This window comes from Acidisoma cellulosilyticum, from assembly GCF_020621385.1.
Classification (GTDB): domain Bacteria; phylum Pseudomonadota; class Alphaproteobacteria; order Acetobacterales; family Acetobacteraceae; genus Acidisoma; species Acidisoma cellulosilyticum.
This window is the reverse complement of the sequence record NZ_JAESVA010000009.1, coordinates 51742-64015: the sequence shown is the minus strand read 5'-3', so window position 1 is coordinate 64015 and position 12274 is coordinate 51742. Positions and strand designations below refer to the sequence as shown.

Here is a 12274-nt window from a genome sequence, read left to right as displayed (position 1 = left end):
CTCTGCGCCCGCGTCAACCGCCGGCCAAAAGCGGATTGAGCGACAGGCCGAGGAAATACCCGCGCAGCGCCGCCAACACCTCCGCATCCTGCGCGATATCATTGACGCGGTCGACGTCCGGGCCGATTTCACGGTCCTCGTCAAGCATCGGCAAGCTTGCCCGGATGGCCGCATGCAGGGCGGCCGTGGGCGCCGACAAAACCGGCTGACCGCGCAGATCCACGGCTTGCGCCGCCGTCAGCGCCTCGATCGCGATCAGCAGACGGAGCACCAGCACTTGCTCCTCAAGCTTGCGGATCGTCAGCGGCGTATTCGGCGCATGGTCCTCGACCGTCTCGGAAACCGGAACGGAATCGAGGCTGGCCGGCGTCGCCTTCAGCCGAATTTCCGCATGGAGATAGGATGCTGTCTTTTGCAGCGCATTGAACCCGACCGATGCGCCGCCGACCGGGGACAGATATTTGGGCAGGCCGGACAGGCGCGGATCCATCAGCTTGATCGTCCGCTGAAGACTGGCACTGGCAAGATGGCAAAGTGCTATAGCCAGACTGTCGAAGGCAAGGGCGATCGCGGGCGTGTGGAAATTTGCGGTCGAGAGGATCACCCTGTCCTCGGCGAGCACAAGGGGATTGTCGGCGGCAGCATTGATTTCAAGCGTCACGGCTTCGACCGCAGTATCGAAGGCCGCCAGCGTCGGCCCATAGATCTGGGACAGAACCCGGAATGACAAGGCATCCTGGATCGAGCGCGACGGCGCGTCATGCAGATAGCTGCCCGCCAGGATTTGCCTGAACATCGCAGCCGCGCGGGTCTGCCCATCGGCCGGGCGCGCGGCCGCCAGGCGCGCGTCGAAGATCGTGGGATTGGCGGCATAGCCTTCCATCGACAAGGCCGCGGCGGTGGTGGCGAAGATGAGGAGATCGGCAAGATCCGCCAGAACGCTGGCGGCATGGCCACAGGTCACGGCACTGGTGTTGAGGATGCCCAGCGCATCCTTGGGACCGAGCACCACAGGCGACAGACCGGCGGCGGCCAAGGCTTCGGCACCCGGCATCAGCCTGTCCGCGAACCAGGCCTGACCACGCCCGATCACGACCGCGCCCATATGGGCGGCAAGGCCGAGATCACCGGCCCCGATCGAGCCGCGACCCGGCATGGCGGGCGTGACGCCGCGATTGAATATGGCGATCATCCCGTCCAGCACGGCCGGGGAAATGCCCGCGCCGCCCTGGGCCAGGCCAATGATCCGGCAAAGCAACTGCCGGCGCGAGACGGCCTGGGAAAACAGCGGCCCCACGCCGATCGTCCGTCCCCTGATCATCTGGATCTGAAAGGCCGCGAGCGATGCGGGGTCAAGCCGATAGCCGAGATTGCCGCCAAGCCCGGTATTCAGCCCATAGACCGGCTCATCTCCCGCCGCATAGGCTTCCACCACCGCGCGCGACGCCGCCACACGGGCGTGCGCGGCAGGGCTGAGGCGGATTTGCGTGGACTGCGCGGTTGCCTTTACGATCTGGGCCAGGTCGATCGCGCAATCCCCGATCTCCAGCATGCCGATCAGACCCGATCAGGCTTCATAGCGAATCTGTCCGCCCATCAGCGTCAGCAGCACCTTTGCCTGATGGATCTGCTCCGGCTTGGCTTCGAACAGGTTGCGGTCGAGCACGATCAGATCCGCATCCTTCCCGACCTCGATCGATCCGACCTTGTGATCCAGGCGGATCTGGTGCGCCGCCGCCAGCGTATTGGCATGGATCGCCTGCGGCAGAGTGATCCGCTCATCCTGCGGCGGCAGCGGGGTCTGGCCGACGGCGCCAAGCTCGCAACGCGTCACCCCGACCTCGATCGCCTCCAGCGGCCGATAGGTGCTGTAATGGCTCGCCGCCGGCCAGTCGGTGCCGAAGGTAATGCGCGCACCGTCCCGCACCAGAGTGCCGAAGCGATAGGTATTATTGGCGCGTTCCTTGCCCCAGCGCGCCGTCGTGATTTCCGCCCAATAGGGGTCCGGCGCGGCCCATTGTCCGGAGAATTCGGCAATGACGCCCAACTGCTTGAAGCGCGGCAAATCGGCCGCGTCGATGCCCTGACAATGGGCGATGGTGAAGCGCCGGTCGCGCGCGGGATTGGTCTTGATTGCCGCTTCCATAGCGCTCAGCGTCAGCCGCGTTGCCCGGTCACCGATGGAATGGACATGGATGTCCAGGCCCTTCGCATCGGCGCGCAGCACGATGTCGTTCAGCATCGCGGGTGTCAGCAGAGAATCCCCGGTGACGCTCGGCATATCGGTATAAGGTTCCAGCATCGCCGCCGTGCGGGCGGCATCCACCCCGTCCATGTTCAGCTTCAGCACGGAGGCCTTGACCAGTTCCGTATTGAACGTCGTTTTGAGATCGGAGATGAGCGGCACCGGATCGATAGACGGGTCAACATGGTAATAGGAGCCGACGATGCGAACTGGCAGCTCCCCCGCCTTTTCAAGATCCGTGTAGTATTGGAAGCCGACGTCATTCGGGACGATCTGCAGACCGGCATCGAACAGGCTGGTAATGCCGGCAGCCGAGGCTTTGGGCAGCCATTCGTCCAGTGACGCGGCAATATATTCGGGCGTGAAGGGCATCGCGGCCGCCAGAACCTGCAGAATGGCCGGCACTTCCACCAGCCAGCCCGTGGGCTCATGCGTGACGGGATCGCGCTGGAAATAGCTGAAGCCAGGGTTCGGGTCGGGCGTATCCTTGGTGATGCCGGCCAGCGACAAGGCCTTGGAATTGGCCCAGGCCGAATGCGCGTCGATCGCGGCCAGCAGGACGGGCGTATCGGGCCAGATCGCGTCGAGATCTTCTTTGCGCGGGCCGGTGGTGGGGAAGGCGCTGTAGCGCCAGCCGAAGCCGCGCACCACGCCGCCGATCAGATTGTCCTTGTTCTTCCGCAATTCGGCAAAAACTTCCGCCTGCGAGTTGAACTGCAGGTCGATGCCGCGCGTGACCGTGGAACCTAGCACCGGATGGATATGGCCTTCGACGAAGCCGGGCAGCAGCATTCTGCCCTGCAGGTCGATCACCCGCGTTTTCGGGCCGATGAAATGCTGCACGCCGGCATCATCGCCGACATAGATAATGCGCTCGGCTTTCACCGCGACCGCGCGCGCCCAAAGATTCTTCTCATCGACCGTATAGACGGGGCCGTTATGGAAGACGATGTCGGCTTCGGCATCGTTCGCGGCGACCGGCGTCTCTGTCGTCTGCGCGAATGCCTGATGCGATCCCGCAAGCGCCAAGGAGACCGGAGCGACGGCCACCGCTGCCTGCAACATGCTGCGCCGGGACAAGCTGCCGCTGGGAAACGCAGCAGCTGCGGACTTGTCAAAAGCGAGATGTTTCGCCCAGTTGCACGCTAAACACATGGTCGTCTCCTTGGCAAAGATAGATCACGCCACTGCCACGATGGGCTCAATAGCATTGTGCTGAACAAAGACAATCCCTGCCTTGTCCAAAGCTGCCGGGAAACCTGCCTGTTCTGGCCGTCGGCTTGGCCTATGCATAAAATTATCCGCGTCAAATGGCCCCAGCCGCTTTGCACGCACAATTGACCTCAGCATCCCGGCACAGACCGCACCCGGCAAGCCTATCACAGCAGACTAACTTGCTGCATGATAGAGGCTGTCGTCGTCCCATCGTTTGACGTGAAATCATGACAAGGACTCTGTGACTATGGAGATGGAAACGACGGGTTTCCGCCGGCGTGATCTGGCGCGCGCCGGCATGGGCATTTTCGGTGCCACCGCCATGCTCGGCGCTGCCCTGCACAGCAAAGTGGCGCATGCCAAGGATGCGGACGCCATCCCAGTGACGGCGGGCATTTCCTATAGTCTCATCGGCCAATGGAATGCGGCAAAACTCAACCAGATTCTGACCCGCGATGCGCCGAAATTCTTTGGCATCTCCGGCACCTTCACGCCCGCGCAGCATGGGGTGACACTCTACCGGGTGCGCTATCCATCGGTCGTGCCCGAGCAAGGCAACCGGACGATCATGGCGTCCGGCCTTGTCGCGGTGCCGGATACAGCCGGAACCGCCTTCCCGATGCTCTCCTATCAACACGGCACCGTCTATGGGAAAGAACAGGTCCCATCCTTCCCCGATCAATCGACGGAAACCGCGCTGATTCTCGCCCAGTTCGGTGGCCAAGGCTATATCGTGATCGGCGCGGATTACTTCGGCATGGGCCAGTCCGCGGAGCCGGAAGGCTATCTGGTGAAAGGCAGTCACCAACAGGCGACTTTCGACATGGTGACGGCGGGTCGGGCGGTGCTGGCGCATCTGAACCTGTCGGCGACGAAGCTCTTTCTCGGTGGCTGGTCGCAGGGCGGGTTCGTGACCATGGCATTGCTGGAGAAGCTGGAAGCCAATGGTATCAAGGTCGATGGTGTCGCGACCGCGAGCGCACCGCTGGACGGTTTGGTGGCCTTTAACGGCTTCCTGGATTTCCCGCGTCAGATCGACGCGACCTGGGTCCCTGTTCTGTTCATTCTGACAGCCTTTTCCTTTGAAAATTACTATCGCATTCCAGGCCTCGCGCGCGCCGTCATCAAAGACGAATGCTTCGAGATCGCGCAGAAAGTCTATCTGCGCCAGCCTTTCGACCATGCGCAGGTGCCGACGAAGCCTGCGGCACTCCTGCGGCCAGACTATTTCAATCCGCAGTATTTCGCCGCCACCGAATATGGCCGTCTCATCAATACGACGCTACGCGTCTATAACTGGGTCATCCAAAGCCCGGTCCGCAATTACTTCGGCGAAATCGACGAGGTCATCACCCCTGGCCTCGGCCGCTTGGCCATGACCTATCAACGTGCGATGGGGACCGGGAATATGACGGTGGAGGCGATCTCGACCGGCAGGACCGATCATCGCGGCACCTATATGACCTCGGTGCCGCAATGGAAACGCTGGTTCGACAGCGCTGTCTAGAATGCGTCAGCCCCGACCGACCGATGCGGCTGCCTCACGCGTGATCAGCGCCCGCTTGCGCTCCACACCCCAGGCATAGCCGGACAGCGATCCGTCCTGTCTGACCACGCGATGGCAAGGGATCGCGACGGCGATATTGTTGGCGGCGCAAGCCCCCGCCACGGCCCGCACGGCCTTGGGTGCGCCGATAGCTTGCGCAATATCGGCATAGCTTGCCGTCTGGCCCGCCGGAATGTCTTTCAGCGCCTGCCACACGCGTTGCTGAAAGACCGTGCCCCGGACATCCAGCGGCAAAGCGAGGCCGATCTGCGGCGCTTCGATGAAACCGATGACAAGCGCCACGCGCTGCTCGTAGCCGGCATCTCCGCCAATCAGGCGGGCCTTCGGAAAGCGATCCTGCAGATCGCGCACCAAGGCCTCCGGATCGCTGCCCATCAGGATCGCGGCCACGCCCTTGTCGCTGGAGGCCACAAGGATCGCGCCGAGCGACGATTGGCCGACGGCGAAGCGAATGTCTTCGTCGGCACCGCCCGCCCGAAACGTGCTGGGGGTCATGCCCAGCATGTCCTTGGTCTTTTCGTAGAACCGGCCGCTGGAATTGAAGCCGGCATCATAGATGGTCGCGGTAACGGACTGGCCTTGGGCCAGGCCTTCCCGCACCCGCTCGGCTTGATGCGCCGCCACATAGTCTTTCGGGGTCAGGCCGGTGGCGGCTTTGAACAAGTGATGGAAGTAGCTGACGCTTAGACCGGCGGCCAAAGCAAGGTCCGCCAGGGAGGGCAGATCCTCGCTCGCCTCGATCAGGCGGCAGGCTTTGGCCACGATCGCGGCATTCTCGGCTTCCAAAGACGCCCCATCCGGCTTGCAGCGCAAGCAGGCCCGAAAGCCACTGGCCTTGGCGGCAGCCAGACTATCGTGAAACCGGACATTCTTCGGGTTCGCGGTTCGCGAAGGGCAGGACGGCCGGCAGTAAATCCCTGTCGTCGTCACCCCATACCAGAACTGGCCGTCGGCCGTGCGATCACGCGTCAGCACAAGCGCCCAACGCGGGTCGTCCACCGTCGCTACCACCGTCATCGGCCTGTCTTTGGTCTTGGTCATGGCAATCATCTCTCGGGTCTGTCTGTCGCGATCTTGCTGACGGTGCGGACGGAAGACACTCCGGGTCTTGCTTTCAAATTCGCATGTCGCGGCGATGGTCGCCGAACCTGACTTTATCTCAAGGCACGATACAATTCTCGGTTTGAAAGCAAGGGCCGGAGTGTCCGGCCTTCCTCAAACGACGATGTTGGGACCCATACAAGGATGGGAATCCCGATTTTGTCCAAACCGACCCTCGATCTGTCTGTCGCGGCGCGTATTGACGCGATCGACTGGGCAAGGATTCACGCGGAGCTTGACGCGCAGGGCTGGGCCGTCGCACCCGGCCTGCTGACCGGTGCCGAAGCCGATGTGATGACCGGCCTCTATCATCAACCGGCGGGTTTCCGCAGCCAAGTCATCATGGCGCGGCACGGCTTCGGCCGCGGCGAATACAAGTATTTCAGCTATCCGCTGCCACCTTTGATCCAGTCGCTGCGGAGCAGCGTCTATCCTCGCCTGGCGCCGATCGCCAACCGCTGGTACGAGCGCATGGGTCAGGCAGTGCGTTTTCCCAGCGACCATGCAGCGTTCCTGGAGCGCTGCCACGCGGCCGGCCAGACCCGCCCGACACCCTTGCTGTTGGAATATGCCGCCGGGGACTATAACTGCCTGCATCGTGACCTTTACGGTGATCTTGTCTTTCCCATCCAGATGGCGATCCTTCTGGACCAGCCCGGTCAGGATTTCGACGGCGGCGAGTTCGTGATGACCGAGCAACGGCCGCGCATGCAGACCCGTCCTATGGTTCTGCCGCTTCAAAAAGGCGACGCGGCCATCTTCGCGGTCAACGGCCGCCCCATGAAGGGCGTGCGCGGCGACTATCAGGTGAAGCTGAACCACGGCGTCAGCAAGCTCCATGCCGGCAAGCGCCATACGCTGGGCATCATTTTCCACGACGCCGTGTAAATCTCCCCGAACCGCCGCCGCGATTGGCGAAGGTCCGCGCGTCGAATGTCAGGCGGGGATTGAGGGAGCCGATGCAATGCCGCTACAGAACCGCGTCACCCCCTTGGGCGATCATCACCCCGCCATCCAGCCTGGCGGTACTAGCGGCCGGCTACCGGCCGCAGCTGCATGCCAGCGCCCTGCTGCTCTCCGCCGATTGACGGGTCTCCCGCAGCGCTAACTGGCCCGCGCCAGCACCCAGCGGCCGATGACATCGCAGGCAGCGTCGAAATCCGCGATCCGCATGGCCTCGCGCGGATTATGGCTGCCGTGCTGGTTGCGCACGAACATGAGGCAGGCCGGGATGCCCGCCTGGGCAAAGGCCGCCGTGTCATGCCCGCCGCCTGACAGCATGCGGCGGAAGGGCAAACCGGCGCTCTCGGCCGCTACCGCCAGCTCCGCCTGGATGGTCGCATCCATCGGGCTCGCCAGACTGCCGCTTTCCGGCCCGAGGTCGAAGCGCACGCCACGGCTCCGTTCGATCTCACCCACCAGACGCATCAGCGCGTCATGCAGCAGATCGACGCTCGCCCGGCTTTCGCTGCGCATATCGAGCTGGAAATAAGCTTCACCGGGAATGAGCGTAAACCCGGCCTCGGGCGCCGTCGCCAGCACGCAGAAAGTGCAGACCAGCACATGGCCATGTTCCTCCAGCTTCGCCCATTCGGCATCCAATCGATAGGCGAGTTCGGCACCGGCGATGGCCGCGTCCTTGCGCAGACGCCGGGGGGTCGCACCCGAATGATTATACTCGCCGAAGATCCGCGCCTCGCGATAGCGACGGGACCCGGGAATGCCGGTGACGATACCGAGCGGGATCTCGGCCTCGTCCAATTGCGGCCCCTGTTCGATATGCAGCTCGATGAAACCGGCGACATTATCCGGTGACAGCACGGCTTTTCCAGCCCGCACCGCGTCCGGGTCAAACCCTTCCTCAGTCATATGATCGGCGAGCGTCCGCCCGTCATCCATGCGGGGCACGTCCAGCGCCTCCGGCGGCAGACGGCCTAGGGCAGCGCGGCTGCCGACATAGCTCACCGGAAACCAGCTGCCGGCCTCTTCCGAGCGGATGAGCATCACGGTCACGTCTCGCCGGGGCTGAAAGCCGGCACGGGCAAGGCCGGAGACGACGGACAAGCCCGCCAGCACGCCCGCCGCGCCGTCGTAATTGCCGCCCGTGCGCACGCTGTCCAGATGGCTGCCGATGACGATCTGCGGCAGATCGGGCTCCGCCCCCTTCAGCACCAGATACATATTGCCGGCATGGTCGGTGCTGACGGACAGGCCCAGCGCCTCGGCCTCGGCGCGGACCAGCGCATGGGCCGCCGTCTCCTTCGGGCCGTAAGCCTCGCGGGTGATCCCGACCCCGTCGAAGCTCATGTCATGCAGGGCCTGAAACAGCCGGGGCGCGATCTCGCGGTCCGGCGGCAGGTTGGGGCGGAAGGGCCGAGATGGGGTGCTCATGGTAAAAAGACTGCCTCGGGTCTTCCCCCGGCTCAAGCGCCGGATCATCATGGGTGGGAACATTTGTGGAGCCCCGCGCACATGACCCCACCCGCTCGTCTCAATTCTCTGGCTGCCAGAGACGTCGCCGCCGTCTTCCATCCCTATACCGACCAGATCGCCCATGCCGAGAACGGCCCGGTCGTCATCAGCCGGGGCAACGGCGTCCGCGTGCTGGACGATGCCGGCAAATCCTATATCGATGTGGTGGCCGGCCTGTGGTGCGCCGCGCTCGGCTTTTCGAACGAGCGTCTGGTCGAGGCCGCCACGCGCCAGATGCGCGCCCTGCCCTTCTACCATGCCTTTGGGTCCAAATCGCACGAGCCGATGATCGAGCTGTCGGAAATGCTGCTGGCGCGCGCGCCGGTGCCGATGAGCAAGGTGTTCTTCGCCAATTCCGGGTCCGAAGCGAATGACAGCGCCATCAAGATGGTCTGGTACTACAACAACGCCCGCGGCCTGCATGAGAAAAAGAAGATCATCGGCCGTATCAAGGGCTATCACGGCATCACGCTCGCCTCGGCCTCGCTGACCGGCCTGCCCTATAACCACAAATCCTTCGACCTGCCGCTGCCGGGCTTCCTGCACACCATGACGCCGCATTTCTACCACGGCGCCCTGCCGGGCGAGACGGAGGCGGAATTCGCGACCCGCTGTGCGGATGAGCTGGAGAAGCTGATCCTGGCCGAAGGCCCCGAAACCGTCGCGGCCCTTTTCGCCGAGCCCATCATGGGCGCGGGCGGCGTGCTGATCCCACCCGCAGGCTATTTCCCCAAGATCAAGGCCGTGCTCGACAAGTACGACGTGCTGCTGGTGGCCGATGAGGTCATCTGCGGCTTCGGTCGCACCGGCCAATACTGGGGCAGCCAGACGATGGCAGTGCAGCCCGATATTCTGACCTGCGCCAAGGCGCTCTCGGCCGCCTATCTGCCGATCAGCGCCGTCATGGTGAACGACCGCGTGTTTGGGCCGATCGCCGAGGAAACGCACAAGCTCGGCACCTTCGGCCATGGCTTCACCTATTCCGGCCATCCGGTCGCCGCCGCCGTCGCGGTGGAGACGCTGAAGATCTATGACGAGATGAATATGCTCGATCATGTCGGCGATGTCGGACCCTATATGCAGTCCGAACTCCGCCGTCGCTTCACCGACCATCCGCTGGTCGGCGAAGTGCGCGGCACCGGTCTGATCGCCGCCATCGAACTGGTGGAAGACAAGGCCGAGCACCGCAACTTCGACGCCGGCCGCAAGGTCGGCGCCCGGACCGCGAAGCATATGGAAAACCTCGGCGTCATCGGCCGGGCGCTGCCGGGTGACGGCCTCGCCTTCAGCCCGCCGCTGATCATCACCAAGTCCGAGATCGACGAGGTTCTGGACGGGGTGGAGAAGGCGCTGGCCGCCATTACGGTCGATCTGCGCGCCGAGGGCTTCTCCGCCTCCGCCTGACGCTTTAGCCTTAGCCAAAGGCCCGGCGCCATCTGGTGCCGGGCTTTTCTTTGTCATCTTGCCCAATTTTCCGAGGATAGACCTTTGGCGGAATACCGCTTGCTGGGCCGCACCGATTTGCGCGTGTCGGCCATTTGCCTTGGCACCATGACCTGGGGCCAACAGAATACCGAGGCCGAAGGCCATGCGCAGATGGATTATGCGCTGGACCGTGGCATCAACTTCTTCGACACCGCTGAACTGTATTCGATCCCGCCGAAGCGGGAGACCACCGGTTCTACCGAGCGCATCATCGGCTCCTGGTTCAAGGCGCGCGGCACGCGCGATAAGGTGATCCTGGCCTCCAAGGCGGCCGGGCGTGGCAATACCAGCTGCATCCGGGAAGGCGATGCGCCGGCACGTCTGAACCGCGCGCACATCACCTTCGCGGTGGAGGAATCGCTCAAGCGCCTGCAGACCGATTACATCGATCTCTATCAGCTGCATTGGCCGGATCGGCATCTGCAGACTTTCGGCTCGGGCGGCAATGCGTTCAAGCCGCAGGATTGGTCGGACGAAGTGCCGGTCGAGGAGACGCTGGGCGTGCTGCAGGATATGGTGACGCAGGGCAAGATCCGTCATATCGGCCTGTCCAACGAAACCGCCTGGGGCACGATGAAATTCGTGAGCGCTTCGGAAGCCGGCAACCTGCCGCGCGTGGCGTCCATCCAGAACGCCTATAACCTCACCAACCGCACCTATGAGACCGGCCTTGCCGAGATCACGATGCGCGAACAGGTGAGCCTGCTGGCCTATTCGCCGCTTGGCCAGGGCTATCTGACCGGCAAATATCAGAAGGGCGCGCGTCCCCCCGGCGCCCGCACGACGCTGTTCGAGCGCGGCCAGCGGTATGAGAAGCCGGGCGTGGAGGAGGCGATCGAGGCCTATATGGCGCTCGCGGCCGAGTTCGGTCTTGATATTACAACGCTCGCGCTTGCCTTTGTGACGACGCGGCCCTTCGTCACGTCCAATATCATCGGCGCGACGACGATGGCGCAACTGAAGGTGGCGCTCGATTCCGAGGCCGTGGCGATCACGAAGGAGATGGAGGAGAAGATCGACGCGCTCTTCCAGATCCATGGCAGCCCGGCGCCGTAAGGCTCTGCGCTTAGCATGAAGCTAGGCCTTCTTTTTCTGAAGAAAAAGAAGCAAAAAGACTTTCATCCCCGGGGTGGCGACCGGGGATAAGGACTGCATGCGCAAGATCGCTTCCGCCACCACGGTTAACCTGACCGGCCGCGCAAACCAAACTTGAAGCGCTTCCGATCAGGTCCGACTAACTCTAGAGTCTGTCAGGTTTTAATAGATAAATTGTCATCCGCGCACTTGTTGCGCGGACCTACCCACCGCGGCGCCCAGCCGGCCGATTGCTTGCTCCGCCGGGTAGATGCGCGGGTCGGGGCCCGCGCACGACAGATTTAGTGGCGTTTCCACCTAAACCTGACGGACTCTAGGGGTGAACGTCGCTCGCCACGATCGGGTAAATCACGGATTGGTCCGACACCATCGGCATTCCGCTCACTGCGCCGGTCGCGTATTTCATCTCGACGGTGAGCTTGCCTTGAACCGTACCATCTACAGTGATCGGCGTCCCGGCGACGGAGGTCAATGTCACCTTCTTGCCGTCGAACTCGGACGGCGGATGCAGACCCAAAATTGCCTGCGAGCGCACGAGTTGCTGCATCTTCTGATAATTCGGAGAGCCGGACGCCCCCGGGGTCTTCAGCGCACCATGCCACACGGCGTTGATGTCGTTGAAACCCTTGTCCGTCAGGGCAAAGACCGTCACCGGATTGGTGGCAGCCGCCATTTTGAGGCCGGCCTGACCGACAATATAGCTCCACTGACTAAGGTCAGGGTTGCTCGCCATGGCCGTCGCGGCGTTCTGCGCTTGAGCCGCCCCTTGTCCAGCCAGCCCAAGACCAGCGGTGACGATCGCCACCGCAAAGGTCCGGGACAGGTTGCGGCGGAAGAAACGAATGTCTTGGCACACCATGTTCTTACTCCAATTGAGATGACTGCTATGAGCCCGTTTCGAAGGAACAATCCGACAATCGCTTGATTTATCTCATGACAGGAAACATCAGCTTCGCTAGCTCCTCTAGTTTGCCCTAAGAATTTTATTATTTATGCGAATTAAAAATTTCTCTGACAAATGCAGAGTTTAATAATATCCAGACCCAGACTCATATTTATACAACAATATTAACGACCCTCTCTGGCCGATTTTG

Annotated in this window: 10 protein-coding genes; 5 read left to right on the top strand and 5 right to left on the bottom strand. The window is 62.7% G+C overall.

The annotated features are described in order from the left end of the window. Positions 1–13: 13 nt before the first annotated feature. Both ACELLULO517_RS21245 and ACELLULO517_RS21240 read right to left on the bottom strand, forming a co-directional pair. Entirely contained in the window at positions 14–1552 is a 1539-nt protein-coding gene (locus tag ACELLULO517_RS21245) for an HAL/PAL/TAL family ammonia-lyase (RefSeq protein ID WP_227309432.1), read from the bottom strand. Between the two features lie 15 nt (positions 1553–1567). Then, positions 1568–3295, bottom strand: a complete 1728-nt coding sequence (locus ACELLULO517_RS21240; RefSeq protein WP_227309431.1) for an amidohydrolase — start codon at positions 3293–3295, stop codon at positions 1568–1570. Between the two features lie 412 nt (positions 3296–3707). Between ACELLULO517_RS21240 and ACELLULO517_RS21235 the strand changes: the two genes are divergently transcribed. After that, on the top strand, positions 3708–4967 hold the full coding sequence (locus tag ACELLULO517_RS21235) for an alpha/beta hydrolase family protein (protein ID WP_227309430.1): 1260 nt from the start codon (positions 3708–3710) through the stop codon (positions 4965–4967). Positions 4968–4973: 6 nt separating this feature from the next. Here the strand turns inward: ACELLULO517_RS21235 and ada are convergent, their stop codons facing one another. Beyond that, complete coding sequence (gene ada / locus ACELLULO517_RS21230) at positions 4974–6068, bottom strand: bifunctional DNA-binding transcriptional regulator/O6-methylguanine-DNA methyltransferase Ada (RefSeq protein ID WP_227309429.1); 1095 nt, start codon at positions 6066–6068, stop codon at positions 4974–4976. A gap of 219 nt (positions 6069–6287) precedes the next feature. On the opposite strand from ada, the gene ACELLULO517_RS21225 reads away from it, so the two are divergent. Further along, the gene (locus ACELLULO517_RS21225) at positions 6288–7016 is read left to right on the top strand and encodes a 2OG-Fe(II) oxygenase (RefSeq protein WP_227309428.1); all 729 of its coding nucleotides are present in this window, start codon (positions 6288–6290) and stop codon (positions 7014–7016) included. Between the two features lie 71 nt (positions 7017–7087). Continuing rightward, complete coding sequence (locus ACELLULO517_RS28750; protein ID WP_264481604.1) at positions 7088–7216, top strand: hypothetical protein; 129 nt, start codon at positions 7088–7090, stop codon at positions 7214–7216. 16 nt (positions 7217–7232) lie between these two features. On the opposite strand, the gene ACELLULO517_RS21220 is transcribed toward ACELLULO517_RS28750, so the two are convergent. Further along, positions 7233–8519 (bottom strand): hydantoinase/carbamoylase family amidase, encoded by a 1287-nt coding sequence (locus tag ACELLULO517_RS21220; protein ID WP_227309427.1) that lies wholly within the window; start codon positions 8517–8519, stop codon positions 7233–7235. Positions 8520–8600: 81 nt separating this feature from the next. Between ACELLULO517_RS21220 and ACELLULO517_RS21215 the strand changes: the two genes are divergently transcribed. Together ACELLULO517_RS21215 and ACELLULO517_RS21210 are read left to right on the top strand one after the other, a co-directional pair. Further along, positions 8601–10004: an aspartate aminotransferase family protein gene (locus tag ACELLULO517_RS21215; protein ID WP_227309426.1), complete on the top strand. Its 1404-nt coding sequence runs from the start codon at positions 8601–8603 to the stop codon at positions 10002–10004. An 84-nt stretch (positions 10005–10088) separates the two neighbouring features. Continuing rightward, positions 10089–11141, top strand: coding sequence for an aldo/keto reductase (locus ACELLULO517_RS21210; RefSeq protein ID WP_264481603.1), 1053 nt, complete (start codon positions 10089–10091; stop codon positions 11139–11141). A gap of 352 nt (positions 11142–11493) precedes the next feature. Here ACELLULO517_RS21210 and ACELLULO517_RS21205 read toward each other — a convergent pair whose 3' ends face one another. Further along, positions 11494–12039, bottom strand: coding sequence for a fasciclin domain-containing protein (locus ACELLULO517_RS21205; RefSeq protein WP_227309425.1), 546 nt, complete (start codon positions 12037–12039; stop codon positions 11494–11496). Between the last annotated feature and the right edge of the window lie 235 nt (positions 12040–12274).